Below are 26,153 nucleotides of genomic sequence, written 5' to 3'. Positions count from 1 at the left end.
TTTTGCTGGCGATTTGTCCGCCACGGTGTTTTTCCCTGCTGTTCTTTACTGCCTATGTGTCGTTATCTTCGATATGGGCATCTTCTCTGTTGCTTCTCTTCTGTTGCTTCTCTTCTGTTGCTTCTCTTCTGTTGCTTCTTTGTCCGGCTCTTATTCCCGTTGATATAACGCCGACCAAAGTACTTATGCGATTTTTTGCTGACCATGAAGCAGTTCCGTATACTCCTCACAGACCATATGGACATTGAAGGAAGCTTTATGACCCTGGCCAGTAGCCTGACCCAGTCCGATACCTGGAAAACCCTGCAGCGCCATTACGGCGAGATCAAAGACCAGCACATGCTTGACTGGTTCGCTGCCAACCCGAACCGCTTTGATGATTTTCATCTGAACGCTGCCGGTTTGAGTCTCGACTACTCCAAAAACCGTGTCACCCAAGAGACCCTGAGCCACCTGTTACAACTGGCGGAGGAACGCCAGTTACCGGCCAAAATCAACGCCATGTTTGAAGGCGAAGCGATTAACCGCAGTGAAAACCGCCCCGCCCTGCATACCGCCCTGCGTAACTTCAGTGACCGGCCAGTGATGGTGGATGGCACAGATATCATGCCGGAAGTACGCGACACGGTACGGCGAATGGAAGAATTCTGCTGGAAGATTCGTCGTAACCAATGGCGCGGCTACAATAACGCGCCGTTTACCGACGTGGTGTCCATTGGCATCGGAGGGTCATTTCTGGGGCCAAAACTGGCGTCCAATGCCCTCAAGCCGTATTCCGACAGCGGCCTGAATGTGCACTACCTGGCCAACATTGACGGCACCCATATCACCGAGATTCTCAAACACCTGAATCCGGCGACGACGCTGTTTATTATCCAGTCCAAATCCTTTGGCACCCAGGAAACCCTGAAAAACGCTCTGGCTTGCCGTCAGTGGTTTCTCAGCAATGGCGGCTGTGAAAAGTATTTGTGTCGGCATTTTGCGGCGGTTTCTTCCAACGTTGAAAAAGCGATTGAATTTGGTATCGCCGAAGAAAACATATTCCCGATGTGGGACTGGGTCGGCGGCCGTTATTCACTCTGGTCAGCCATTGGCCTGCCGCTGGCGCTGGCGATTGGTATCGACAACTTCCGCGATATGTTGCGTGGCGCTCACCATATGGATGAGCATTTCCGTACCGCGCCGCTGGCGCAGAACATGCCCGTTATCATGGCCTTGCTCGGTATCTGGTACGTCAATTTTTTTGGTGTCAATTCCCACGCCATTCTGCCTTACGACCATTATTTGCGCAGCCTGCCCGCGCATTTACAGCAGCTGGATATGGAAAGTAACGGCAAGTCCGTCACCCTCGACGGCCAACCGGTGGATTACCATACCGGCCCGGTGATCTGGGGCGGCGTTGGTACCAATGGCCAGCACGCCTTCCACCAGTTGCTGCATCAGGGCACGCATTTTTCTCCTTGCGACTTCATCATGCCAATGTGCAGTCACAACCCCATCGATAACTTCCATGCCATGCTGGTATCCAACTGCCTCAGCCAAAGCCAGGCGCTGCTGCAAGGCAAAACAGAACAGGAAGCCATCGCCGAACTGATGACCGAAGGCAAAACAGATGCCGAGGCCAAGGCACTGGCAAAGCAAAAAGCCATCAACGGCAATCGCCCCAGCAATACCCTCTACTTCCCCAAAACAACGCCGCAAAGCGTCGGTGCCCTGATCGCCCTGTACGAGCACAAGGTGGCCGCCCAAGGCATGATCTGGGGGTTGAACTCCTTTGATCAGTGGGGGGTTGAACTGGGTAAAAAACTCGGCAGCAAGGTATTGGATGCCCTGGAATCCGATACCATCCCGGATACCTTTGACAGCTCCACCAGCGGTCTGATTGAAGCCTTCCATTGCATGCAGTCGAAACTTTGATCAGCGGCTGCGTTATGTCCTGACATGACGCAGCCGGAAGGTATTTTTCCGGCGATTGCCACGGTCCCGGTCGCGACAGTTGCCACGGTTAGCGCTAAACTGTGCGGGTTTATATCTTCTAAGACAGGCCATACTCGAGGGTATCGAGGGTCTGTCGTTCCCATTGGAATAACCCACGCTTATGTCTCTACACTCTCAGGTCGTCGCCATTGAATGGCGGCAACAGACGCTGCATTTGCTCGATCAGCGCATCCTTCCCCACCAACATCAGCTGGTTGAATGCCACTCCGCCGCCGATGCCGCCGATGCCATTCGTTCAATGGTGGTTCGTGGTGCGCCAGCAATTGGCATTACTGCCGCTTATGGCTTCGCACTGGATGCACTGGCAGGTCGCGATCTGGATATTGCGTATCAGGTACTGGCCGAATCCCGGCCAACGGCGGTGAATCTGTTCTGGGCACTGGAGCGCATGGCCGCGCTGACCAATGCCAACGGCCAGCAACTCCTGGCCGAAGCACGACGGATTCACGAGGAAGATATCCAGGCCAATCTGACCATGGGCCAATGGGGTAGCGAATTACTGGGCGACCAGACCACGGTGTACACCCACTGTAATACCGGTGCACTGGCAACCGGTGGCCATGGCACCGCACTGGGCGTTATTCGCAGTGCCTGGGCTGATGGCAAGATCCGTCATGTCTACGCCGGAGAAACCCGTCCCTGGTTACAGGGGGCGCGTCTTACCGCCTGGGAACTGATGCAGGATGGTATTCCGGTCTCGCTGGTGTGTGATGGGGCCGCCGCCCAGCTGTTCCGACAGGGCGATACCGCCTGGGTTATTGTCGGTGCTGACCGCATTACCGCCAACGGTGATGTCGCCAACAAGATTGGTACCTATAGCCTGGCAGTACTGGCCCGCCATCATGGCATGAAATTCATGGTCGTCGCCCCCTCCACCACCTTTGACCTGAGCTTGCCATCCGGTGCTGATATCCCGATTGAACAACGGCCGATGACCGAAGTAACCCGTCTGCAAGGTATCCAGATTGCACCGGACGACTGCCAGGCCATCAACCCGTCGTTTGACGTTACTCCGGCCGGATTGATCGACGCCATCGTGACCGAGCGTGGTGTGATTCATCAACCATCGGTTGCATCAGTGGCTGCTCTGCTGGCAACTCACTGACAAGGATATCGCCGAGGAGTATCATGGCACTTGTATTTGATCCGGAAGCTTTCCGTTTGGCCGCCTCTGACCTCTGTCGTTATGGCAAACAGCTATACGATCGCGACTGGTCTCCGGCCACCAGCTCCAACTACTCTGTACGCCTGAATGAGCACGGCTGTGCCCTGACCAGTTCGGGCAAGCACAAGGGGGAATTGACCCCGGCAGATATTCTGGCGGTCGACTGGCAAGGACAGGCCTGGACTGCAGGCAAGCCCAGTGCCGAAACCCTGTTACACACACAACTGTATCAGCGTGACCCCGCCATTGGCGCCGTGTTACACACTCACTCCAAAGCCGCCGTGGTGCTCTCTCATATCCACCCGACCAGTGAACTGATACTCAGCGGCTGGGAACTGCTGAAAGCCTTTTCAGGCCAGACCAGCCATCACTGCCAAATGGTGATTCCGGTGTTCGATAACGATCAGGACATCCACCGTTTGGCGCAGCAGGTTGAACAGCGCATGCAAGCCAGCCAACAAGGCCATGCCTACCTGATTCGTGGTCACGGGGTTTATACCTGGGGACAGAATCTGGCCGAATGCATGCGTCACCTCGAAGCACTGGAACACCTGTTCGACTATCAACTGGAACTCAAACGACTGAGGCAGCAATGAAACGTCCACCAAAACCAAGGTACATCACTCGTCAGAGCCTGACTCGTAAAGATCTCCGTACCTGGAATAATGGTAAACCCTCCCACGCCCGACGCAGTGGCTACATGCGCGCCGAGCTGGATATGGTGCAAGAAGAGCCCGGCAGCATCTTGCGAATTTACCCGGACCACGAAACCGCACAACTGTTATTTACGACCGACACCCACGCCCACATTCGCGAACGCCTGCAACAGGTGGGTGTACGCTTTGAACACTGGAGCACCGATACCGAGTTAACGCCCGGCGCTAGCGAGGAAGACGTCATTGCCGCTTACGCCAGAGACATCGACCGCCTGGTACAGGAAGAAGGCTATCAGAGCATCGACGTGGTCAGCCTCAATACTGACAACCCGAAAAAAGCCGAATTACGTCAGGTATTTTTGCGGGAACACCGCCACAGCGAAGATGAAGTCCGTTTTTTTGTCGCTGGCGAAGGGCTGTTCAGCCTGCATATCGATAACAAGGTGTACGAAGTACTCTGCCTGCAAGGTGATCTGATCAGTGTACCGGCCAATACGCCACACTGGTTTGATATGGGTGACAATCCCGGTTTTATCGCTATTCGCCTGTTTAACAACCCGGATGGCTGGGTGGCCAATTACACCGGTAACCCCATTGCCGACCGTTTTAATCGCCTGGAAAACTGACCATGACGGTAACTGCCATTCTTACGGATATCGAAGGCACCACCTCTTCCATCGCCTTTGTCAAAGAGGTGCTGTTTCCTTACGCGGCCAGCCATCTGGCCGGTTACGTACGGGCCAACCAGCACGATCCTCTGGTACAGCAGCAGCTGCATGCTACGGCGCAGCTACTCGAAGAGGAAGCCCCCGGCAGTGGTATCAGCAGTGCGGATACCGATGCGCTGATCAATACCCTGCTGGAGTGGATCGCCACTGACCGCAAGGCCACTCCACTCAAGGTATTACAGGGGCTGATCTGGGAAGCGGGTTACAAAAACGGTGATTACGTCGCACATATGTACCCGGATGCCACCGCCAATCTGAAACAATGGCATCAGGCAGGCATTCCTCTGTACGTGTATTCATCCGGGTCGGTAAAAGCGCAGCAGCTGTTTTTTGGCTATAGCCAGGATGGCGATTTATTGCCACTGTTTCGTGGCCACTTCGACACCACGGTCGGCGGCAAACAGAAAGTTGCATCGTACCGGGCGATTGCCCAACAGTTACAGCGGGATAGCCACGAGGTGTTGTTTCTGTCGGATATCAAAGCTGAACTGGACGCTGCCGCTGCCGCTGGCATGCAAACTTGCTGGCTGGTACGTGATGGCGAGTTGCCAACCCAATCACCTCACCCGGTAGTCAGCAGCTTTGACGATATCGTGCTCTAGCAGGCCGTTGAAATTCGTATCTGATTCGCTGATAGAAGCTCTTCCTTCCGCCTTATAAATCACACTTGTTTGGTTGTTTTCTAGCCAGGTTTTCTATTTAAAACGGGATTATCCATCCCGTTTCCGTTTATCAGACAGATTGACCCTGGATCAGGCTGAGTTTCCAATCGATATTGGTGAGTGCCGGATCAAACAGGGTTTTGATGGAGCGTAAAGGGTGATCGTCTAGAACCCGTTCATCCAGTTTGATGGTGGTGAACAGAGGCTCCTGAGTAATATCAGCGCCACGCATGGGAGTCCGGGAATTCATTGAAAAAGAGCATTTTACCGAAGCCAGTAGGGTAGTGTTCAAAATTCTGTGTCACCCCTATAGTTTACCCTCTACAGGGAGTGACACATCATGTCTGATAAATACGAAATCGACATTCAAGCCTTTGCTAAGGCCCTCCAGTCCGGTCAGGACCTCAATGGCAAAGACGGTCTGCTAACACCTCTGATCAAGCAGATCACCGAAGCTACATTAGGTGCTGAACTGGATGAACATCTGGGGCAGGATTCCCAGCCTAATCGTAAAAACGGGGCCTCTCGCAAAACCATTAAAACGGCTTCCGGGTCCTTTGAGCTGGAGACGCCACGGGATCGTAATGTCGCGTAAGTTGGCGCTGTTTTTGCGAGCTTTTTGTTTTGGCAAAAACCGTGACAACTGTTAGCGTCCTTTGATTTGCCTTGTTATAGCGCTTCTGAGTGTTTCATTTCAAGCTTATCCAATTCTGTACATAAAAAATCATAGTAATTGCTAAAATGACTATTTAGTGTAACTAATTTTGAATTATCAACTAAAAACTCAGTTAAGTTACTTTCATCGAAAACAGGCACATTTGTCGTTGTTAAAAAATCACCAATGTCTTTGTATGCTCGACGGTATCTTGATAAGTGATTTGCCCACTCATAATCATTTTTAGCAATAATTTGATCGATATGATCAAATTTATCTTTCAAAATATCAAACTGACTTTCAATCTCTTTTTTATGTTTTTCGATATTTCCTGATAACTGATCTTTTACTTCTTCAGGTAAATCTGGGTTATTTCTAAGCTGATATTTAAATATATACCAAGAAATTTTTTCATTATTGATCTTTCTTAAGGCTACTTTCGCACTCCATATATAGTCGAAGTATGGTCCTAATTTGATCTGCTTTATCCAAGTATTAACACCAATGATTGCCGCTATTGAAGCAACCAGTGTTGCACACCCTCCAAGAAAACTTCCAAACGCTCCGATATCTGCGAGACTTTGACTAAAAAGAACTCGATCTGACACATATCCAGAAATTATTATCAAAGCACCGGCAGTTCCGACAGCAAAGCATAAAAAAGCCAAAAAAAACTTAAAGAATACATTCATATTATTATAATTACCATTGCGCTATAACGCCTCAAACACCGGACTGGTGAAGTTGGCGGCAATTTTGGAACAAAATTGATGACAGCTTTACCAATTCCGAGTGCTTTGACTTGTTAGGCTAATCACGATCTCTATTTTCACGTAAATTGAACGCTCTAACCAGTCCTTCATGAACCCTATATTCAGTTGAATCTAAAAAACCCTGTGCAGGATAAAAACATTTAAACCGCCATTCTTTTGAATCTCCAAGTTTGAAACCCACTATTGAATTGTCAAATAGAAATCTAATATGTGATAGGACTTCACTTTTATTTGCCTTAATATTGAGATTCTCTAACTCACGAGAAATATCATCACTTGTAAAGTTGGTAGAGGCATTATTCTGAATTGCATTAAAAAGCTGAACAATAATAGGCTTTTGGACACTCCATTCATCTAATATTTCTTGTTTTAGCCAATCAGAATAGCCCGGCTCTGCGGAATAAATTGATTCTGCCTCAAGCTTCTCAAAAGTTATCTCTTCTTCTGTAAATGGGTCTTCAGCCTTTTCTTTCATTGTTTGAATGATTCGACCCATAATAGAAATCAGATCTCTAGGCCTCATCATTGTTCTCTTTAATAAGTAGTTAAGAGGCTTAGTTCTTTGTCTCATTTCTTTTTTATCGAACATCGAATCAATGCTCTCAATCAATTCAGCATTACCACGTTCAGCATAAAAGTTAATACGACGAATCATTAGGTTAGATAACGATGGCCTTCCCCAGTGAAGTAATGCGCCACAATCCTCTCTTAATTTGTTTGCATCATTAATACTCAAAACATCAAAAATATCTTCTCGCAAGAAAACGATAGGCCTAATACCACCTTTATATTGTGCTGTTATTGAATCACTCGCAGAAACCAAGCCAGCAATAACTCTCTTAGAAGAATTATAAGAAACATCATCCCAAGCCTCATCAACTCGGTCAAAACAAATATATACTTTTGGACAATCAGCGATAATATTTACAAGTACGTCATCTAAATATCTAATTAGGTTTTCAATATTTTCAGACAGGTGCTGCTGAAGGGTTTTATCTTTCTGCACATCATCAAAAGAGACATCTCCCCCACTTACATTAATAGAATCAAGACCTCCATCCTCTAGATCTAAACCGCCTTTTGGAAGGGAAATACCGGAAAGGGACAACAGCTTTCTACCAACTAACTGGGATATTGATGGAACAGGTGATTCAAAAAGCTTTTCCAGAAGTTTGTTAGCCTTTTCAAGTTGTTTAGGGACCTTTTCATCCTTAGCCAAAAACCATTCTCTAAATGCCTTTACGCATTCAATTAGAATGACAAATCTCCAAGACTGCTTATATGCAAGGGATTGGGCTTTGTTTTTATCGACCAATAAAGCGTGAATGTTCCAATTGTAATCCTCGAAGGATAACGGAATTAGGATATCATCCTTTTTTATAAACTTTTCCTTGTTATCAGACAGATATTTAAATACAGCAGTCTTTCCAGCGCCTTTTCTACCCAGTATCAAGAATGACGAGGGACTATCTATGACACTTTTCAGAACGCCATTATCAAAGAAGTATTCAGATAACAAATCATCTCTTTCTGCTGATACTTTTCCAACATTAATCCAATCTAATATATTCATCCAGAACCTTTCTAATTATTAAATACTACTATGTATACAGAATTCTAAAGCCTAACGCCCAAATAACGGGCTAAAATAGTAGGCTAAAATCGAGCGAAGCGAAGAGCCTGCTGTTTTAGTCCTGTTGATTTGCTTGTTAGCTGTGTTGTAGCAAGTCATTCGCTTTAGTTTGTTTACTTTCAATTACTTGCTGCATTTTATAAAGAAAGTCTATTGCTGAATCACAAAATTGCGTTACATTAAAAAATAAAACCCAACTATTCTTACCTTGTTTTCCACTCAATGTAATTTGACCACTCCACCAAGTGAAATCTTTGTTGTAGTTTATATTGCCTTGATAATCTAAATGAACTTCATCAGCATGGATAATTTTGTTGCAAATAAACCTTAAATTCTTAGATACCTTATTAATTTTGTTCTCATAAATATCGATATCATTTTCTGGTTCAAATTGGCAAAAATCATCAAATGATCTGAGCTTAACGGCCAGCTCTATTAAAGATTCGGACACGGAAAGCTTTAAGGTTTTCGAATAAAATTCTTTATCGTACATACTAAGGCTTGCCTTATACATATACCTACGACATAAATCCTCACCAGCTATGGCTAAACTAGCAAGATTCATCAGTTGTACGTTTAAGCTTGATATTGATATGTAATGGGACATTGAATCTCCGAAACAGCTAACAGTTTATTAGTGCGCATGCGCGGTTTCTGGGTAAGCCGGGTTCTGGGAAATCACCGTAACTACTTGAATGATAGGAAGTAAAATCCATTTCCAGATCAGTCCATTCTGTGAAAGCGAGCATGCGCATTAACTCCTGTTCCTGTGTGCCTTGCGTATTAATCTGTCAACCTGCGCAACAACTTTCCGTGTATCAATGCCTTGACGATAACAACGTCCGGGAAAACGCGCAAGGCTTCTGAAAAAGCGCGCATTGATTTGGGCAACTTTCAATTATACTGGATATCCATACATATCAGATCAAGGAGTGATCAATGCTCAGGCCGACAAACCAGCGATAGAGCATGTTGTACTGAATCTGCTCGACCAGCTGCCGTTCGCTGTAAATACTGAGGAGGATTTGCAGCAGCAAGGCTCTCAATAAACGCTCCGGAGGAATGGATCAGGCTGAGTTTCCAATCGATGTGGTTGAGTGCCTGATCGAACAGGGTTTTGATGGATCGTAAAGGGTGATCGTCTGGAACCCGTTCATCCAGTTTGATGGTGGTTTACCGAAGCCAGTAGGTATCAGGGATAAAATCAACAGCCTGCTAGAGACTGGAGCTGACGGGTACACCAGCCTGATGGCTGCGCGAGCGATCAACGACGATACTGGCATCCGACGACTATCCGCAGATGCCAGTATCCCCACTCTCGACTCTCAAGCCATGTTCTGCTTGTTACCCCTGAGCAGTGATTGATAAGCAAGCGCTAACCAATACCCGAGCGCCAATATCAGAAATGGCGATAATGAAAACGTAAGTGCTCTTCAATAAATGAAGCAATAAAGTAATAGCTGTGATCGTAACCGGCATGTATTTGCAATGTCAGTGGGTAATCACTTGCTTCTGCAGCAGCGGTCAGTGCCTCTGGCTTTAATTGCTCCACCAGAAAGTTATCCGCCTCTCCCTGATCCACTCGCGCTGGAATACGCACCGCTGGGTTTTTCATCAGCTCACTGGCATCGTGTTGCTTCCACAATTCACGGTCTTTACCCAGATAAGCAGTCAAGGCTTGCTGACCCCAAGGGCAGTTCACCGGATTACAAATAGGGCTGAATGCCGATACAGATGAAAACATACCCGGATTTTTCAAGGCGATCGTCAATGCCCCGTGGCCACCCATCGAGTGACCGGCAATTGCCCGTTTGGCTGTCACCGGGAAAGTCGCTTCGATCAGGGCGGGCAATTCGCTGACGATATAATCGTACATGCGATAGTGCTTGCTCCAAGGCTCCTGGGTGGCATTGACATAAAAACCAGCCCCCTGACCAAGGTCGTACTGGTCTGCATCGGCTACCTCTTCACCACGCGGGCTGGTATCCGGTGCGACAATCGCAATGCCCAACTCCGCTGCCACTCGCATGGCACCGGCTTTTTGCATAAAGTTTTCATCGCTACAAGTCAGTCCCGATAACCAGTACAGCACCGGTACATCTTGCCCCTGCACCGCTTGTGGCGGCAGATAAATCGCAAAGCGCATATCGCAGTTCAGTACTTCCGACCGATGCGTATATTGCTTGTGCCAGCCATCAAAGCTTTTGTTCTGACTAATCATTTCCATGGAAGTCCCCTTCAGATAGGTCAGACGCCTGCCAGCAGACGTCAGATGCAAATGGTTAAACGGCAATGCCGACGGCGAAGCTGGCCAGGCCAGACCTCCGCCATCTGGCATCAGGGGTTTCAGTAATGAATAACGGAACGGATTGATTTGCCTTCATGCATCAGGTCAAAGGCTTCGTTGATCTGATCCAGTGGCATGGTGTGGGTGATAAAGTCGTTCAGGGCAAATTCGCCAGCCATGTAACGTTCAACGATTTCCGGCAGCTCGGAACGACCCTTGACGCCACCAAACGCTGAACCGCGCCAGACTCGGCCAGTCACCAGCTGGAATGGGCGGGTGGAGATTTCCTGACCGGCACCGGCAACACCGATGATCACGGATTCGCCCCAGCCTTTATGGCAGCATTCCAGCGCTGAACGCATCACATCGACGTTGCCGATACATTCGAACGAGTAATCCACCCCACCGTCGGTCAGGTCAACGATCACTTCCTGAATCGGCTTGTCGAAATCTTTCGGGTTGATGCAATCGGTTGCACCCAGTTTTTTCGCCAATTCGTATTTGCTTTCATTGATATCCACACCAATGATACGGCTGGCTTTGGCCATGGTGGCGCCAATGATGGCTGACAGACCAATACCGCCCAGGCCAAAAATAGCCACGGTGGCACCTTCTTCGACCTTGGCGGTGTTCATCACTGCGCCCATGCCAGTGGTAACACCACAACCCAGCAGACACACTTCTTCCAGCGGGGCATCCGGGTTGACTTTGGCCAGAGAGATTTCTGGCAGCACAGTGTACTCAGAAAAAGTAGAGCAACCCATGTAATGGAAAATTGGCTCACCCTTACAAGTGAAACGCGTGGTGCCGTCTGGCATCAGGCCCTGGCCTTGTGTGGCACGTACAGCCTGACACAGGTTGGTTTTACCGGATTTACAGAACTTGCACTCGCCACATTCGGCGGTGTACAGCGGAATCACATGGTCGCCTACTTTCAGGCTGGTCACGCCTTCACCAACAGACTCAACGATACCACCACCTTCGTGGCCCAGAATCGACGGGAAAATACCTTCAGGATCTTCACCAGACAGCGTGAAGGCATCGGTGTGACACACACCGGTCGCGACAATTTTTACTCGCACTTCACCGGCTTTTGGTGCAGCGACTTCAACTTCTTCAATCTTCAGAGGCTCTTTCGGGCCCCAGGCAATCGCGGCACGGCATGTGATGGATCCAGTCATGTTGTTCTCCTGCTGAGGATTTATTTATTGTAAAACACCATTCTAGTTTTTCCCCACATGGATATAATCCCCTCAATTAACAATTTATCTTTACGGTGTAGAAATAATGGTGCAATGGGAAGGAGTCAGAGAATTTGTTGCCGTGGCCGAAACCAGCAGCTTTACCGCGGCCAGCCAACGGCTGAAACTATCGGTAGCTCAGGTCAGCCGCCAGGTTGCCGCACTGGAAGCCCGACTCAACAGCGAATTGCTCCACCGCACCACCCGCAAGGTGTCGGTGACGGAAGCCGGCCGACTGTATTATCAGCATTGTCGGCCTTTGCTCGATGGCCTGGAAGAAGCCGAGCAAGCGCTTAACTCCCTCAACCACAAAGCCACCGGACTGTTACGACTGACCGCACCGTTCACCTATGGTGAAAATCATATTTCCCTGTTGCTCAACGACTTCCTGCTGCTGCATCCCCAGGTGCAGCTTGAATGCCAGATGACCAACCAGAAACTCGATCTGATTGACGGCGGTTACGACCTCGCCATTCGCCTGGGCAAGCTGGAAGACTCCTCCATGAAGGCTCGCCGCCTGACCACTCGCCAGCAATATCTGTGTGCTTCGCCAGAGTACTTGAGCAAACGGGGCGAGCCCCATTCGCTCTCGGAGTTACAACACCACAACTGTTTGCTGGGCACTCTCGATTACTGGCGTTTTCGAGAGTACAACCGGGAAAAAATCCTTCGCGTCAGCGGCAACCTGCGCACCAACAGCGGCCTGGCGCTGGTCGATGCAGCCCTCAAGGGCATAGGTCTGGTTCAGCTGCCGAATTATTACGTCAAGGAACATATCGACAGTGGCGCACTGGTTGAGCTCTTGCCGCAATTCCAGCCGGAAGCCGAAGGGATCTGGGCGCTGTATCCGCACAGCCGCCACCTGTCGACCAAGGTCAGGCTGTTGGTGGATTTTCTGGCAGAGCGGCTCGGGAGTTGAGTTAACGGAAAATCAAGCAGCGGCCACACAAATGCCGCAGGGATAAGATATATACCACCTGCGCAATTCTTTTTCCCAATACTGACACTGGACTACCTGCCCGCTGGTGCACAAGCTATACAGGTACATCAGCAAGCAGAAATCGGTTTGCTGAAATGTGATTATCCGCTGGCTTATACCGTGTTTACTGGAACATAAGCTGCTTGTATCTCTTGAAGTAACAGGAAAATGAATATGTCAGATTACATTGCAATGACTGCTGTTATTGAAGCCAGAACCGGTTGTGTAGAAGCATTGGAAAAACAGTTGCCAGAGTTCGAGAAAGTCACCAACGACGAGCCAGGCTGTGTTGAATTCAGGTTTTTTAAAGCAGCTGAAAAGCCAAACCAGTTTATCTTATGGGAGATTTTTACCAGTCAGGAATCACTGGCAACCCATATGAATGCGGACTATACCAAGGATCTTTTTGCTCTGGATTTAATACAATCAACTCAAGTGATAAAACACAGCAAAGTGATATAGAGGCTCTCGTTCGTAGGGGCTGTCAGCGGGGTGTTTAAAGTTCTGTGTCAGCTCATTCTTGGACTATCAGGGACTATCAGGGACTATCAGGGACTATCAGGGACTATCAGGGACTATCAGGGACTATCAGGAACAGACTATTAGGACACCCACCGATCAAGCAAGACTATTAGGACACCCACCGATCAAGTACTTTTGCCTGATTCCATGGACTATCAGGACACCCACTTAAGTAGGGACGACAGACTATCAGGACACCCATCAATCAAGTACTTTTGCCTGATTCCATTGCCGCGTCGCGATGTCATAATTGAAAATCATCAACTTCACGGACGGAGTTCGACTATGCCCAAGCCTCGTAAACAACAGGTCTCGATTGAGGCCACTCCTTATTACCACTGCGTCTCCCGCTGTGTACGCCGCGCTTATCTGTGCGGAACAGATTCAGTGTCTGGCCAGAGTTACGAACATCGGCGCGGCTGGCTGGAAGAGCGTATTCTGGCGTTACCGCAAATATTCGCCATCCAGGTTGCGGCTTATGCAGTGATGTCGAATCACTACCACGTGGTGCTGTTTATCGATACCCGGCAGGCTCAGGCCTGGAGCGATATGGACGTTGTGCTGCGCTGGCATCAGCTGTTCAAGGGCAATGCGCTGTCGCAGCGGTTTGTGCGGGAAGAATTGCTCTCAGAGCCGGAGCAGCAGCGGTTGTCAATACTGATTGAGGAATGGCGTTCCCGACTGTCGGATATCAGCTGGTTTATGCGCGTGTTAAACGAAGCCATTGCCCGCGAGGCGAATGCGGAAGACGACTGCTCCGGGCGATTCTGGGAAGGTCGTTTCAAGTCCCAGGCATTGCTCGATGAAGCAGCGTTACTCAGTTGCATGGCTTACGTGGATTTAAATCCGGTGAGAGCGAAAATTGCCGCGACGCTTGAAACCTCCGATCACACATCCGTTAGCCGTCGAATCAATGACGCAACAACGACGGTAAATACCGATGCCATCGAACGGCAATCTTCCGGGCTTTTGCCATTTGTTGGCCATCCGAAACAACATTCACCCGTGGGTATCCAGATGCCGTTGAGTGACTATCTGGCGTTAGTTGATGCAACGGGGCAAATTATTCGTGCCGATAAACGTGGCGCGATTGATACAAGCGTATCGCCGATCCTCAGCCGAATTGGCCTGGATGACAATCAGTGGCTGACCATTAGTCAGCAATTCGAGCAGTGCTTCACAACCTTTGTTGGTAGCGAATCCAATGTTCGTTCTGCCTGCGAACGACTCGGTTACAAACGACCGACCGGTATAGCGCCAGCCAGACAGTTACTGGCAGGCTGATTGACTCCGACAAGCCCAGATTAACGCATTGCCTTGATCAGAGAACCGCGCTCTGAGGTTTTATTACGCCCAGAAGTCCGGTTTTACCCTCAATTATCACCAGTACACCCTGCCAGCGAGCATCAAAAACACACAGGCACCATAACGAAGTCAGAAATCGCAGAATATAGAGGATTGCTGAGCGATTTAATGATGGGTGTCCTGATTAATTCCCCATTTAATCGATGGATGTCCTGATTAACTCTGAACGATTTAATAATGGGTGTCCTGATTAATACTCCTGAGCGATTTAATGATGGGTGTCCTGATTAATACCTCTGATTAACTCCATGGATGTCCTGATTAACTCTGATTAACTCACTCATGGGTGTCCTGATTAATACCCCTGATTAATACCCTCTAACACGCAGCTAACGACCTGCGCCTTCTGCTTGCACCGCCACCCAGCCTTCCATACCCGCACTGCCTGCCGTCTGAATCTGATCCGTCACATTGGTTTTCATATTCCAGGCCAGTTCGTGGAAGTAAAAAGCTACGGTGTTAATCGCCGGTTCGACAATCGCCACCAACCCTCCGACGAGCAAGTCTCCGGTCAAAGCATAAGCAACGGTAAAAGCGACAGAAAAGTGCATGACAGCAAAGGTTAATGTCTTGGTCATTTCAAGCTCCTCGCCAGTTGCCTGGTAGGCGTTGTCTGGCATTGATTAGGTACACAGACAGATTAACGCTTTTATAAAATAGTTAAAATCAAACAAAACTAAACACCTGATAGTTTATTTCTTAAAAAGCTATCAGCGCTACAGACCCAGATTTCACCACGGCACACCTGACGACCGATAGTCTTTCATGGTTGATGACTGCCTAACGAGTCAGCTGAGCCACCAGAACTGCCAAACGTTCCAGGCCAGGCCGAATCCGTTCAGTGGCTATCGATGAGTAGCCCAGCCGGAAACAGTTGAGTGGCCCATTCTGATCGTAATAACACTGGCCAGGTTCGATAATAATGCTCTGTTGCACCGCCAGGGATTGCAGGGCCAGGCTATCTAGCCCGGCGTCACCTTCAATCCAGTAAGCGGAGCCGCCAAAGGTCGGAGGGATAGTACTGACCGGCATCAGCTCATCAACCCCTTGCCGGATCAGTTGCCAGCGTTCTTCATACACTTCCAGCAGATGGCGAATCAGGCTGTCGTGGTAGCCCCGCTCAAGAAACAGTCCAACCGTTCGCTGATTGTTGGTTGGTGGGTGTCTTAGTATTAAGCGCCGTAATTCTCGCAAGGCGGCAATCAGGGGTTTGGGAGCTACGATATAGCCCATCCGTAATCCTGGTGACAGGGTTTTCGACAGGCTGCCCACGTAGATCACGCGTTGATGACGGTCCAGGCTTTTCAGTGCCGGAGTCGGATGGGAAGCGAAGTTGGTTTCGCATTCATAATCATCTTCAATTATAAGAAAGTTATCGGCGGCAGCGCGTTCCAGCAGTGCCTTACGATTGTCCAGCGGCATTGTGACGGTGGTCGGAAACTGGTGACTGGGCGTGGTAAAGACCACATCGCAGTGATCCAGCTGTTCATTTACCACCAGCCCGTTCCTGTCAACGGGCAGGGCCCGGGTTTTGGCCCCCACCAGGCGGGCGATACGGGACAGGTCCGGGTAGCCGGGATTTTCAAAACCGAACACCCGTCCAGGTCCAAGCAGGGCGTTCAGCAGCAGGTACAGCGCATTCTGGGCACCAACGGTAATCAATATCTCGTCCGCTTCTGCCCAGATGCCACGCCGCGGTAGCAACCGCGAACGAATCTGTTCAATCAGCAAGGGGTCATCGCTATTGTAATGATCCGATGACCAGCTTTTGACAGACTGGGTTCTGACCGAATCCAGGCTGCATTCCCGCCAACGCTTGACCGGAAACATGGCCGGGTCAAGCTGACCGTATACAAACGGGTATTGAGCCTGTTGCCAGCGCACCTGTCCGGGTTCCGCCAGCAGCTCCGGTTTGTCGATCAATAACCCTTGCCAGTCTGGTGTATGACGGGTGTGGTGGTCATGGTCGCACGGCACCGGCAAGCAATCCTTGCGGATATCTGGGGCCGCGAAAAACCCGGCCCGTTGTCGCGAGATCAGGTAGCCATCATCGATCAATTCCTGATAGGCGATGATGACGGTATTGCGGGAGATCTTCAGCATCCTGGCCAATTCACGGGTAGACGGCAATTGCATGTCCGCCGGGATATGGCCTGCCAAAATCGCTTTGCTGATTTGCTCTCGCACTTGCTGCTGCAAGGTGTTGGTGCTGTCCGGGTTCAGGTGAAACAGTTGTTTGAACATGGTGTATCGGTACTTTTCCGGGTCGTTGTCCGACTCAAACGGCTGAGTGACTCACAGGATTCTATCAATCAACCGAGTCAAAAAGCCCGCCAATAACAGCCATAACCGAAAATCACCGGCCAGCACCACGCACTTGCACCACGCATTTATGCCATGGCGCGAATGGTTTCCTGCTTGCCCAGGTTGTACGGACTCGCCGGACGCGCCAATAAACGTTCATTGACCAGTGCCTGTGCCAGTGAGCGATTACCATCCCGGATTGCAGCCTCCAGCAGGGTACGTGCCAGTACGTCACGCTGAGCCAGGCTGCCTCCGAATTGACCATTGCTGTTCTTGATTGGCCAGAGTTTGTTCACCGCTGCTTTATAGTCTCCTTGGCCAAAGGCCAAAAATGCTTCACACACGGCCAGGCCGGTTTGTTTCACCATCTGGTAGTTGGTCGGGGCGCTATCGCCATGTACCAGATAGTCTTTCAGGTCAGTGACGATATCCGTCGCCGTATCAAAGTCTCCCGCTGCAACGTGAGCAATCACAGCATGGGCATCGTTAAAGACATAAAACCGCTGTTTGTGTTTATCCATCCAGGAGTCGGCCAGTGCTTGGGCACGATGCCCCAGGTTCTGGTTTTCCAGATACAGCCGCCACAACACCGAGGAGCCATCCAACAAGGCCATTGGTGCCGGATTGACACCCGGGAAATGGACATATTTATCGTAAACCGCCACAGCTTCCTCCAGTTCACCGGTTTCCAGCAGGAACAGGTCAAGGTGGATGGCATTATGACTGATCATATCGTTATCCTTGTTCCAGTACGGTTCGTACTGGCGCATGAATGCCGCACCGTCCTGGAACTGGCCACGCATTTCCCGGGCGTGAGCCACCGCATGAATACCCCAGATGTCCCCCGGATTCATCGCCACCGCCCGCAAACCGTTGTCGGTGGCTTGCTCATAATGCCCGGCTTCTTCCTGGCCAAAACTCAGCATGCCCAGCAAGTATCCGTATAGTGGATGTTGCTGATCCCAACACGGCAGTACCCGGCCAACCCGATCACGTAAATTCAGCACCTGGCCCAAAAAGAAGTCGAGTTGGTGGCCACTGAGCAGCGCCAGTATGTCTTGCGGGTATTCCACCAGCAGCTGATCAAAGATATCGGAGGCGGTCATCAGGTCGCCTTTAACCCAGGGTTCCAGCGCCGCCAGGTGCATGCGTTCGCGGTGATTAAAGTGTGTGGCTGGCAGTGTCTGCAAGGCAGTGAGTGCCTCCAACGCACCACCATGGTCATCCTTGTCGGTGGTCCACAAACACAGGTTGCCCTGCAGAATCAGTCCCATCACAAAGGCAGGATCGTCGTTCAACATGGCCTCAATGCGTGGTGATGGGTCTTTGAAACGACACAGCTCGCTAATGCCGGTGTTGTACAGCTCAACCAGCTGTGAAGATTGCGCAGTGATATCGAGATTGGTGATGTCTTTCATAGTGGGTGTCCTGTTTGGCCAGATTCTGGTGCTATGGCTCTCTGAGAACCAATCTGAGCATTGTGCTTGCGGAATACAGTAACCCTTCGAATCCAGAGCTATAGATCCAGATAGCCTGCTCTGTTGTGACACGGGCCTTCATGTGGACACTGCTGACAAACCTGATCCAGACAACTTATCGGGCGGTGGCTGATTTCAGTACAGGACGAGGATGAGAAGCAGCCATGGCGTCTGCTGCAACAACCTGTATGGCAGGATGCCTTGGCGGCTTATCAATCAGAAGGTGGAGATACTGAGCTGCGCGATAGCGGCATCACGCAACACGATGGCCAATGGCAATTGGCCAGAAAGGACACAAGGACTCCACGGTTGTGAAACCCTTGTCGCCAGCTTATCGACCCTTGGGAGGTTCTGGCAGTTCGTCTTCTGTCAGTGTGCCGCTGCCGTCTTCATCAAACTTGTCAAAATCATCCAGCAGTGGCCCTTTTACCTCATCCTTGCTCAGCTCATTATCGCCATTGGTATCCATCTGTTCAAAGCTGGGTGGACGCTGTGGTCGATCATCGTCAGCGGCTACTGCTGTCAGACTATAAGCAGACAGAACCAATAAGGGTAAGGCGATCAAATTTTTTTTCATATCTATCCTCTATAAAATAAACACCAGCCGTTAACGGCTTTCCGGACTTTACTCGTTGAGAAAACAAGGAGCAAAAACAGAGTGTATTACACGCCAGACAATGGCCTGGTTTCAGGAAAATCAGTTATTTTGAAATTAACAAACAGACGTTAGATCGTTGACTGTCAACCGCTCTGCTCCGCCTCCAAGTTCAGCAGGAACAGTACCAAACACTCAAGTCGACAAGTATAAGTCAATTGTAAATATTGTAATCCTTCGCAAACATACTCATAAAAACCCAATCTCTTAATAAAGATCATGGATAGCCACAATAAACTTGTGATCCAATAAACACCGTTTTCATTCTGTTTGTGCTGGAGATTGTCTGTGAGAATGCCTGAAATTTCTCTATCCAAAAATACAAAATTCTCTATCGGTTACAGTTTTTTGCTGCTCATACTTTACTTCAGCTCTTTTGTTTCTCCGATGGATGACAAGGGTTATTATGTTCGGCTGATTATTTTGATCAACCTGGTGGGGATTGCAGCGTTTTATCTGCAATTTCCATTAACCGGGCGTTTAAAGACATTTCCTTTATTCAAGAATATAAACTGGAGTGTGGCCAAGCATAAATCCATGGGGTACTGGATTGGTGGAATATTCTTTCTGCACCCGTTTCTGATTATGGCTCCCAAATGGATGTTATCCACAGCAGATGGCTGGCTGGCCATCAAGACGGTCCTGTTTGCACCTGAGATGCTCACCGGCATTATCGCCTGGATACTATTATTTGTTTGGGTTGTTTTTTCAGCGTTAAAAAAACAACTGCCATTAGGTTATGAGGTATGGCGTTTCTGGCACACTTTGGGTTTTGTTGTTATTACCATTCTGGCAACGCTCCATATCACGGCGGTTGGCAGTCATGGTCAGTTACAACCCGTATTTAATAGTATCTTCTGGGGACTGTGTTGTATGGCTGTTGCTATTTCTTTTTACAACTACGCCATCAAGCCCAAAACGCTGCAAAAACATGCTTTTGTTATCCGGTCAATCGAAAAAATCAGTAGCACTGATTGGCAACTGACACTGACGGGAAAATCACACACAGCGTTTGATTTTGACGCCGGTCAATTTGTCTGGATTAATACACATGCTTCCCCTTACAGTCTGGATTACCACCCTTTTTCTATCGCTTCGTGCACCCAGTCTCTGCCTGATATTTCTTTTGTTATCAGAGAGCTGGGAGATTACACCCGCCAGCTCGGTCAATTGTCGGTCGGGCAAACCGTCTACCTTGATGGCCCCTTTGGCCAGCTGACTCTCGATGCCAGCCAAAAAGCCAAAGGCATCACTCTGGTTGCCGGAGGAGCCGGTATCGGGCCAATGTTGGGGCTGTTACGCCAGCTGGCCGCAAACCATGACCCTCGCCCTGTCCGTTTACTCTATGGCAACAAAAAGCAGGATCAAATAGTGATGTATAAAGAGATCAAAGCGCTGGAGCAGTCCATGGTAGATTTCAAATCGCTATTTGTCTGTGAAGTACCCACATCGGACCCTGACATTCATCACGGTATTATCGATAGCAACAGCCTGGCAACCACTATCCCAGAACCACAACACTGGGCTGTGTATCTTTGTGGCCCAGAGGGAATGATGCAGAGTGTTCAAAAAGATCTGGGGGTGTTGCATATCCCGAAAAACAACATCATTTACGAAGAATTTGACTTTTAATAACCAACCCGGGACGTTTCATTATGCCTATTCATCAGATTTCTGGCTGCATTGGTTGCGAGTCATGTATTAAAAGCTGTCCGACCGATGTGATAAAACTGGATCAGGAAACCAAAAAGGCCGTGATCGCTTATCCAGAAGACTGCCAGATTTGCCATTTGTGTCGCCTGTATTGTCCGGTCGGAGCAATCACCATTACGCCGGAAAAAAGCATCCCTGTTATGGTTTCCTGGAGATAACATGAGCAAGCAAGGCACCCAAGCCGGGCAAAGCGGATTATCCCGGCGTCAATTTATCGGCCTCACCGGCGGTGCTGTCGGCGCAGCCATTGGCAGCTATGCGCTGGGTCAGCATTTTCTGGGGCAACCGCCAACCATCAACAAACGCAAAATCGAATCCGCCGAATTCACCACCGACAACCAGACCACCGATGTGCTGGTGATTGGTGGCGGAATGGCTGGCCTTTTTGCCGCCGTCAAGGCACATGATGCCGGGGCCACGGTCGCCATGGTATCGAAAGGCCGCCTAGGCAGCTCCGGCCTGACGCCCTTTGCCAAAGGTATTTTTTGTTACGACAAGCATAACAGCCAGATCAGCCTGGATGAGTTCGTAGAAAAAGTAACGGAATCCGCCATAGATACCAACAATCCGGTATTTACCCGCCAAATGGCTGAACACTCTTATGATCGGGTACAGGAATTAAAAGCCTGGGGATTCTTTGATTCTCCCCTGTACAACCAGTCGTTTATGCGGCCCATCGAAGAACGCCGCATTCCCTTGCACGAACGCATCATGATTACCCATCTGGTCAAGCAGGATGGTCGTGTTGTGGGAGCCTCCGGTTTCAGTCTCGACAGCCCCAAAATCATCCACTTTCACGCCAAAACCGTTGTGCTGTGTACCGGCTCTGGTGGCTTCAAGCCCAATGGCTTTCCGGTCTGCGACTTGACCCATGACGGCAGTATCATGGCCTATAAGATTGGTGCCAAGATCACCGGCAAGGAATGGAACGATGGCCACCCGGGATCCGCCCAAAATTCAGGCTCCAGTTATGACAACTGGCATGGTCAAATTGAAGAAAAGCCATCCACCACGGGTATTGAGGTACACCACGATCTCGGCGTTGACCTCAATTATCAAGCCTATAATCTGGGTGCTCCGGTCACCATGGCACCCCCCGGAGCCCAAACAGACACCGAATTGAGTGGTGGCCCATGGATACCCGACGCATTCAGGCACCCGGACCGTCGCCCGCCCATGCCACCACCAGAGCCCGGCCTGGCAGCGCTGTTTGGTAAAGGCAGACCCTCCGGCCCTCCGGGTATGGGTGGCGAACAGGTGGGAGGCTCCAGTGCCGGCATGGCCATTCACAAATCCGAAGGACTGGTTCCCATAAATGAAACCGGCCTGAGTACCGTTGCAGGTTTGTATGCTGCCGGTGATGCGCTGGGTTCTTATATGTCGGGCGGCATCTACACCCAGATTGGCTCGTCACTGGCCGGTTCAGCCGTGCAGGGAGCCATTGCCGGTGAAGCAGCCGCCAAACAAAGTGCAACCTTGCCACACAATCCGATCAGCGCTGCCAACCAGCGCTACAATACCGAGCAAATCCTGGCTCCATTGCTGCGTGAGCGGGGCTACAGCCCGGCCTGGGTCACTCAGGTTCTGCAGGGAATCATGATTCCGAATTTCGTTTTATATATTAAAAAAGGCCGTTTACTGGAAGCCGCTCTGGCTTACATCGAAGAACTGCGAGACCACCACAGTCCGATGTTAATGGCTGAGGATTTACATGCATTACGTCTTGCTCATGAAACAGAAAACATGATTATTACTGCCGAAATGAAATTAAAGGCATCGATCATGCGTACCGAAAGCCGCTGCAGCCATTACCGCCTCGACTACCCGGAAGTCGATAAAGAAAACTGGCAGGCCTGGATCAACATAGAACAAGGCCCGGATGGTGAGATGCTATTCGAAAAACAGCCTTTTGATATGTGGCCAAATTTCCCGGCAAACCCTGTCGCTAACGGATGATAGCAACCAATAAAGAACCATAATCGCATCATTGGTTTCATTATTCCGTAATATTGTTATGTTCTGCCCCTGATCCACCACCCTGCAGCTGCTCAAACAAGCTGCAGGTACTTTCTTTGCTCCCAACCTCCTCCTTACCTCCTCCCCTGTTCTGTCTGCAGTGCCAAATGAGCCAGTAGCCTGCTTATCCAGCAATAGCCGTGCAAGGGTAAAAAAAAATCGCTAACATTACGGAACTTTACAGCGCCGACAAAAGATGACTTTTTTATGACTCTATTTTCGTCATACCAGGCAGCGAATACCCATTGACGAGAAAAAGATCAAGCTTGATCAGGCCGTGAAGTAATACGCATCAATCGCTTTATCACATAGATCAATATCAGGACCCGGATATGATGACACGCTCACTGCTTGCTATAGCCATTGCCACACTGGGTGCAGCCAGTGTTCAGGCAACCCCTTTCTTGCCGATGGACGCCCGAGGGCTTGCGATGGGTAATACCGGTGTTGCCAGTGCCCAACGTGCGCACGCGCCGGCCTACAACCCCTCGCTGCTATCACAAGCCGAACACGATGATGATTTTGCCATCCTGTTTCCACAGCTCGGACTTTCCATCGCCGATGAAGAAGAAATGTACGATACCTTCATCGACATGAATGACGAATTGATTCCTGAATTTGAAGCTCTGTTTGATAACGCCGAAAATAACAACTTCAATCAGCACCTGGAAGAACTGGATAATGCCTCCCAGGCCCTGTACGACGCACTCGACAGCCTGAGCGCAAACGATGTCAATAATGTCGATGAAACCATCGCCGAACTACGCGCCAAAAACAACAACTTGCAAAGTGCTCTGGACACCGTCAATGACGACCTGAAACAGGTCGACAGCCTGACAGACCAGCTGACCAGTGATCTGACTTCTATCTCCGGCAACCCGTTCAGTGGCCGTCTGGGCACTTCTGCCGCCATTGCCTTGCCCAGCAAACGTTTTGCCGCGGCCATCAGCTTGTCTGCCAACGTGACCTTTTCTGGCCGCGTTGGCTACAGCTCGAACGATAACAACCTGATTAACGGCTATGGTGATGCCGCCAGTGGTTACGTCGACGATGCCGACGCCTTGAGCACCGACTTCGACGCGCTGCTCAACGATGCCGAGAACGGTGATGTGACAGAAGATGATCTCGACTGGATTACCACTCAAGCCGAAAATACCAGCAACTACACATCCGACAGCATCTCCACCGCAGCCGGTGATATCAGTATCATCGAAAATGGCCAGCTGAGCTCTGAAGCCGAAGATACCGACATGGACTCCTATCTGGAAATGGTGGGTGTTGCTGTCTCTGACCTCGGGATTTCCTTTTCCCGGGAGTTCAGCATCTGGGACAAAAAAGTGGCCATTGGTATCACACCGAAATACCAACGCGTTATCACGCTTCACTATGCCGCAGAAGCCGACTATGAAGGTGATATCGACGAACAGGATCTGGAAGATGCTTCCGAAACCTTTAACCAGTTCAACGTCGATCTGGGGGCTTCCTTCCGTTTTGGAGCCACCAACAAATGGGTATTTGGTCTGGTTGGTAAAAACCTGATTGGCAAAACCTATCAAGCCAAGGAAGTGGTGATTCGCGGCTCAGCAGACTCAACCACTCTGGCAGGGCCAAAAATATCCCTTAACCCCCAGTTCCGCGCAGGCCTGGCCTTTAATGGCAACTGGACCACCGTCGCCCTGGACGTTGATCTCACCGAAAACGACCCGGTTGCCTGGGAAAACCCCACGCAATATGTCGCTGTCGGCGCAGAATTTGATATCTACAACACCTTGCAGCTGCGGGCTGGTTACCGCACCAACCTGAGTGTCTCCGATGCCGAAGTCGCCTCGATCGGTTTCGGCTTCTCGCCCTTTGGCGTGCATATCGATATTGCCGCCATGGCCAACCCCAACGATGTTGAAAAAGAAGCCGGCATCGCTCTGGAAACCGGTTTTTACTTTTAATACCTCGGCCTGACACGCCCAACAGGGGTGTCACACCAACCCGAAAACGCCGGCAGGTGACAAGCCCGCTGGCGTTTTTTATGCTTGTCGTTCTGGCAAGACAAGCAAAGCCAGACAACCCACTCGTTCAGGATAACCAACATCATGCAGCCTTATCTGGTCGGCGGTGCCGTCCGCGACGCACTACTGGGCATTCCGGTAAAAGATCACGACTGGGTTGTGACTGGCGCAACACCACAACAGTTGCTCGACCAGGGTTATGAACAGGTCGGAGCCGATTTTCCGGTATTCCTGCACCCGGACACCCACGAGGAATACGCTCTCGCTCGCACCGAGCGGAAGTCCGGCAACGGCTATCAAGGTTTCGAATGCCGTTTCAGTCCCGACATTACACTGGAAGAAGACTTGCTGCGACGGGATCTCACCATCAACGCCATGGCGCAGCAAGAAGATGGCAGCCTGGTTGACCCTTATGGCGGCCAACAGGATTTGCACAACCGGCTGTTGCGCCATGTTTCTCCGGCGTTTTCAGAAGACCCTTTGCGGGTATTGCGGGTCGCACGCTTTGCCGCTCGTTTTGCATCCCTGGGCTTTACCGTCGCCGACGAAACCCAAACCCTGATGCGCGCCATGGTAGCAGCCGGTGAGCTAGACCACCTGGTGCCAGAGCGGGTCTGGCAAGAAACCCAACGCGCCTTGCAAGAAAACCAGCCTGCGGTCTATTTTCAAACGCTGCGTGACTGCGGCGCACTGGCGGTCTGGTTCCCGGAAATCGACGCCCTGTTTGGCGTGCCACAACCGGAACAGCATCACCCGGAAATCGACTGCGGCATCCATGCCCTGATGTCACTCACCGCGGCAGCACGTCTCTCCAGCCTGGTGGCAGTCCGCTGGGCGGCTCTGACCCACGATCTGGGCAAAGCCCTGACCGCACCAGCAGAATGGCCGCGCCATATTGGCCACGAAACACGAGGCATCAAGCCGGCCAAGCAACTGGCCAAACGCCTGAAAACCCCAAAAGATGCTGCCGAGTTATCCTTGCTGTCCAGTCAATGGCACACCCATGTGCACCGGGCACTGGAATTACGACCAGAAACCATCTTGAAGTTATTCGATGGGGTGGATGTCTGGCGTCGGCGGGAGCGGTTTGAGCAACTGCTGCTGGTTGCCAAGGCGGACTCCAGAGGCCGAACCGGTTTTGAAGACTGCGACTACCCGCAAGTGGAGTATTTGCAACGCGCGCTGGCAGCAGTACTGACCATCAGCGCCCAGGACATTATCGCCACCGGTATTAGCGGAGCCGCTATTCGACCCGCACTGGCGGCCGCCAGAAAAACCCACCTGGAAGACTGGAAAGCGCATCAGGCATCGTGATGCCTG

At 50.3% G+C, this 26,153-nt stretch carries 23 protein-coding genes and 3 pseudogenes; 15 read left to right on the top strand and 11 right to left on the bottom strand.

The window, feature by feature from the left end:
• Positions 1–258 precede the first annotated feature (258 nt).
• From pgi to mtnC, 5 genes are all read left to right on the top strand, one after another.
• A complete protein-coding gene (gene pgi, locus Q4551_RS12765) occupies positions 259–1,917 on the top strand; it encodes a glucose-6-phosphate isomerase (protein ID WP_303434227.1) in 1,659 nt (552 codons plus the stop codon).
• Between the two features lie 181 nt (positions 1,918–2,098).
• A complete protein-coding gene (gene mtnA, locus Q4551_RS12760; RefSeq protein WP_303434226.1) occupies positions 2,099–3,103 on the top strand; it encodes an S-methyl-5-thioribose-1-phosphate isomerase in 1,005 nt (334 codons plus the stop codon).
• A gap of 23 nt (positions 3,104–3,126) precedes the next feature.
• The gene (locus Q4551_RS12755; RefSeq protein ID WP_303434225.1) at positions 3,127–3,759 is read left to right on the top strand and encodes a methylthioribulose 1-phosphate dehydratase; all 633 of its coding nucleotides are present in this window, start codon (positions 3,127–3,129) and stop codon (positions 3,757–3,759) included.
• Positions 3,760–3,881: 122 nt separating this feature from the next.
• Positions 3,882–4,445 (top strand): acireductone dioxygenase, encoded by a 564-nt coding sequence (locus Q4551_RS12750; RefSeq protein ID WP_303434254.1) that lies wholly within the window; start codon positions 3,882–3,884, stop codon positions 4,443–4,445.
• Between the two features lie 2 nt (positions 4,446–4,447).
• Entirely contained in the window at positions 4,448–5,149 is a 702-nt protein-coding gene (gene mtnC / locus Q4551_RS12745; protein ID WP_303434224.1) for an acireductone synthase, read from the top strand.
• 178 nt (positions 5,150–5,327) lie between these two features.
• Here mtnC and Q4551_RS12740 read toward each other — a convergent pair.
• A pseudogene (locus Q4551_RS12740) lies at positions 5,328–5,441 on the bottom strand (IS5/IS1182 family transposase); the annotation flags it as partial.
• A gap of 108 nt (positions 5,442–5,549) precedes the next feature.
• On the opposite strand from Q4551_RS12740, the pseudogene Q4551_RS12735 reads away from it, so the two are divergent.
• Positions 5,550–5,792, top strand: a pseudogene (locus tag Q4551_RS12735) (transposase); the annotation flags it as partial.
• A gap of 86 nt (positions 5,793–5,878) precedes the next feature.
• On the opposite strand, the gene Q4551_RS12730 reads toward Q4551_RS12735, so the two are convergent.
• From Q4551_RS12730 to Q4551_RS12715, 4 genes and pseudogenes are all read right to left on the bottom strand, one after another.
• Positions 5,879–6,556, bottom strand: coding sequence for a hypothetical protein (locus Q4551_RS12730; RefSeq protein ID WP_303434223.1), 678 nt, complete (start codon positions 6,554–6,556; stop codon positions 5,879–5,881).
• Between the two features lie 118 nt (positions 6,557–6,674).
• Complete coding sequence (locus Q4551_RS12725; RefSeq protein WP_303434222.1) at positions 6,675–8,210, bottom strand: hypothetical protein; 1,536 nt, start codon at positions 8,208–8,210, stop codon at positions 6,675–6,677.
• A gap of 136 nt (positions 8,211–8,346) precedes the next feature.
• Positions 8,347–8,877, bottom strand: coding sequence for a hypothetical protein (locus tag Q4551_RS12720; protein WP_303434221.1), 531 nt, complete (start codon positions 8,875–8,877; stop codon positions 8,347–8,349).
• A 328-nt stretch (positions 8,878–9,205) separates the two neighbouring features.
• Positions 9,206–9,437: pseudogene (locus tag Q4551_RS12715) on the bottom strand (transposase); the annotation flags it as partial.
• On the opposite strand from Q4551_RS12715, the gene Q4551_RS12710 reads away from it, so the two are divergent.
• A complete protein-coding gene (locus tag Q4551_RS12710; RefSeq protein ID WP_303434220.1) occupies positions 9,405–9,635 on the top strand; it encodes a hypothetical protein in 231 nt (76 codons plus the stop codon). The pseudogene Q4551_RS12715 and the gene Q4551_RS12710 sit on opposite strands and share 33 nt — an antisense overlap.
• A 34-nt stretch (positions 9,636–9,669) precedes the next feature.
• Here Q4551_RS12710 and fghA read toward each other — a convergent pair whose 3' ends face one another.
• Positions 9,670–10,497: an S-formylglutathione hydrolase gene (gene fghA / locus Q4551_RS12705; RefSeq protein WP_303434219.1), complete on the bottom strand. Its 828-nt coding sequence runs from the start codon at positions 10,495–10,497 to the stop codon at positions 9,670–9,672.
• A 119-nt stretch (positions 10,498–10,616) separates the two neighbouring features.
• The gene (locus Q4551_RS12700) at positions 10,617–11,738 is read right to left on the bottom strand and encodes an S-(hydroxymethyl)glutathione dehydrogenase/class III alcohol dehydrogenase (RefSeq protein WP_303434218.1); all 1,122 of its coding nucleotides are present in this window, start codon (positions 11,736–11,738) and stop codon (positions 10,617–10,619) included.
• Between the two features lie 106 nt (positions 11,739–11,844).
• Between Q4551_RS12700 and Q4551_RS12695 the strand changes: the two genes are divergently transcribed.
• From Q4551_RS12695 to Q4551_RS12685, 3 genes are all read left to right on the top strand, one after another.
• Entirely contained in the window at positions 11,845–12,717 is an 873-nt protein-coding gene (locus tag Q4551_RS12695) for a LysR family transcriptional regulator (protein WP_303434217.1), read from the top strand.
• 234 nt (positions 12,718–12,951) lie between these two features.
• Complete coding sequence (locus Q4551_RS12690) at positions 12,952–13,239, top strand: putative quinol monooxygenase (protein WP_303434216.1); 288 nt, start codon at positions 12,952–12,954, stop codon at positions 13,237–13,239.
• Positions 13,240–13,584: 345 nt separating this feature from the next.
• Positions 13,585–14,583, top strand: a complete 999-nt coding sequence (locus Q4551_RS12685) for a transposase (RefSeq protein ID WP_303434215.1) — start codon at positions 13,585–13,587, stop codon at positions 14,581–14,583.
• Between the two features lie 410 nt (positions 14,584–14,993).
• Here the strand turns inward: Q4551_RS12685 and Q4551_RS12680 are convergent, their stop codons facing one another.
• From Q4551_RS12680 to Q4551_RS12665, 4 genes are all read right to left on the bottom strand, one after another.
• Positions 14,994–15,242, bottom strand: a complete 249-nt coding sequence (locus Q4551_RS12680) for a DUF2061 domain-containing protein (RefSeq protein ID WP_303434214.1) — start codon at positions 15,240–15,242, stop codon at positions 14,994–14,996.
• Positions 15,243–15,444: 202 nt separating this feature from the next.
• Complete coding sequence (locus Q4551_RS12675) at positions 15,445–16,908, bottom strand: PLP-dependent aminotransferase family protein (protein WP_303434213.1); 1,464 nt, start codon at positions 16,906–16,908, stop codon at positions 15,445–15,447.
• Between the two features lie 146 nt (positions 16,909–17,054).
• Positions 17,055–18,386 (bottom strand): tetratricopeptide repeat protein, encoded by a 1,332-nt coding sequence (locus Q4551_RS12670; RefSeq protein WP_303434212.1) that lies wholly within the window; start codon positions 18,384–18,386, stop codon positions 17,055–17,057.
• Positions 18,387–18,777: 391 nt separating this feature from the next.
• A complete protein-coding gene (locus Q4551_RS12665) occupies positions 18,778–19,023 on the bottom strand; it encodes a hypothetical protein (protein ID WP_303434211.1) in 246 nt (81 codons plus the stop codon).
• Between the two features lie 426 nt (positions 19,024–19,449).
• On the opposite strand from Q4551_RS12665, the gene Q4551_RS12660 reads away from it, so the two are divergent.
• The 5 genes from Q4551_RS12660 (at position 19,450) to Q4551_RS12645 (ending at position 26,147) form a co-directional block, all read left to right on the top strand.
• Entirely contained in the window at positions 19,450–20,733 is a 1,284-nt protein-coding gene (locus Q4551_RS12660) for a ferredoxin reductase family protein (RefSeq protein WP_303434210.1), read from the top strand.
• Positions 20,734–20,756: 23 nt separating this feature from the next.
• A complete protein-coding gene (locus Q4551_RS16255; RefSeq protein ID WP_368501395.1) occupies positions 20,757–20,972 on the top strand; it encodes a ferredoxin family protein in 216 nt (71 codons plus the stop codon).
• A 1-nt stretch (position 20,973) separates the two neighbouring features.
• Positions 20,974–22,770 carry an FAD-binding protein gene (locus Q4551_RS12655; RefSeq protein ID WP_303434209.1) on the top strand — a complete coding sequence of 599 codons (1,797 nt, stop codon included), beginning with the start codon at positions 20,974–20,976 and terminating at the stop codon, positions 22,768–22,770.
• Positions 22,771–23,162: 392 nt separating this feature from the next.
• On the top strand, positions 23,163–24,773 hold the full coding sequence (gene traF / locus Q4551_RS12650; RefSeq protein WP_303434208.1) for a conjugal transfer protein TraF: 1,611 nt from the start codon (positions 23,163–23,165) through the stop codon (positions 24,771–24,773).
• Between the two features lie 144 nt (positions 24,774–24,917).
• Positions 24,918–26,147: a multifunctional CCA addition/repair protein gene (locus tag Q4551_RS12645; protein ID WP_303434207.1), complete on the top strand. Its 1,230-nt coding sequence runs from the start codon at positions 24,918–24,920 to the stop codon at positions 26,145–26,147.
• Positions 26,148–26,153 lie beyond the last annotated feature (6 nt).

The organism is Oceanobacter sp. 5_MG-2023, from assembly GCF_030548165.1.
Classification (GTDB): Bacteria; Pseudomonadota; Gammaproteobacteria; order Pseudomonadales; family Oceanobacteraceae; genus Oceanobacter.
This window is presented reverse-complemented; position numbering and strand designations above follow the sequence as displayed.

Bases quoted from the DNA above. Each gene is read 5' to 3' on its own strand.
- Q4551_RS12645 (WP_303434207.1), top strand. From the start codon at position 24,918: ATGCAGCCTTATCTGGTCGGCGGTGCCGTCCGCGACGCACTACTGGGC.
- Q4551_RS12665 (WP_303434211.1), bottom strand. From the start codon at position 19,023: ATGAAAAAAAATTTGATCGCCTTACCCTTATTGGTTCTGTCTGCTTAT.
- Q4551_RS12750 (WP_303434254.1), top strand. From the start codon at position 3,882: ATGGTGCAAGAAGAGCCCGGCAGCATCTTGCGAATTTACCCGGACCAC.
- pgi (WP_303434227.1), top strand. From the start codon at position 259: ATGACCCTGGCCAGTAGCCTGACCCAGTCCGATACCTGGAAAACCCTG.
- Q4551_RS12675 (WP_303434213.1), bottom strand. From the start codon at position 16,908: ATGTTCAAACAACTGTTTCACCTGAACCCGGACAGCACCAACACCTTG.
- Q4551_RS12655 (WP_303434209.1), top strand. From the start codon at position 20,974: ATGAGCAAGCAAGGCACCCAAGCCGGGCAAAGCGGATTATCCCGGCGT.
- mtnA (WP_303434226.1), top strand. From the start codon at position 2,099: ATGTCTCTACACTCTCAGGTCGTCGCCATTGAATGGCGGCAACAGACG.
- fghA (WP_303434219.1), bottom strand. From the start codon at position 10,497: ATGGAAATGATTAGTCAGAACAAAAGCTTTGATGGCTGGCACAAGCAA.
- Q4551_RS12695 (WP_303434217.1), top strand. From the start codon at position 11,845: ATGGTGCAATGGGAAGGAGTCAGAGAATTTGTTGCCGTGGCCGAAACC.
- Q4551_RS12730 (WP_303434223.1), bottom strand. From the start codon at position 6,556: ATGAATGTATTCTTTAAGTTTTTTTTGGCTTTTTTATGCTTTGCTGTC.
- Q4551_RS12700 (WP_303434218.1), bottom strand. From the start codon at position 11,738: ATGACTGGATCCATCACATGCCGTGCCGCGATTGCCTGGGGCCCGAAA.
- Q4551_RS12725 (WP_303434222.1), bottom strand. From the start codon at position 8,210: ATGAATATATTAGATTGGATTAATGTTGGAAAAGTATCAGCAGAAAGA.
- mtnC (WP_303434224.1), top strand. From the start codon at position 4,448: ATGACGGTAACTGCCATTCTTACGGATATCGAAGGCACCACCTCTTCC.
- Q4551_RS12755 (WP_303434225.1), top strand. From the start codon at position 3,127: ATGGCACTTGTATTTGATCCGGAAGCTTTCCGTTTGGCCGCCTCTGAC.
- Q4551_RS12670 (WP_303434212.1), bottom strand. From the start codon at position 18,386: ATGAAAGACATCACCAATCTCGATATCACTGCGCAATCTTCACAGCTG.
- Q4551_RS16255 (WP_368501395.1), top strand. From the start codon at position 20,757: ATGCCTATTCATCAGATTTCTGGCTGCATTGGTTGCGAGTCATGTATT.
- traF (WP_303434208.1), top strand. From the start codon at position 23,163: ATGATGACACGCTCACTGCTTGCTATAGCCATTGCCACACTGGGTGCA.
- Q4551_RS12720 (WP_303434221.1), bottom strand. From the start codon at position 8,877: ATGTCCCATTACATATCAATATCAAGCTTAAACGTACAACTGATGAAT.
- Q4551_RS12690 (WP_303434216.1), top strand. From the start codon at position 12,952: ATGTCAGATTACATTGCAATGACTGCTGTTATTGAAGCCAGAACCGGT.
- Q4551_RS12685 (WP_303434215.1), top strand. From the start codon at position 13,585: ATGCCCAAGCCTCGTAAACAACAGGTCTCGATTGAGGCCACTCCTTAT.
- Q4551_RS12680 (WP_303434214.1), bottom strand. From the start codon at position 15,242: ATGACCAAGACATTAACCTTTGCTGTCATGCACTTTTCTGTCGCTTTT.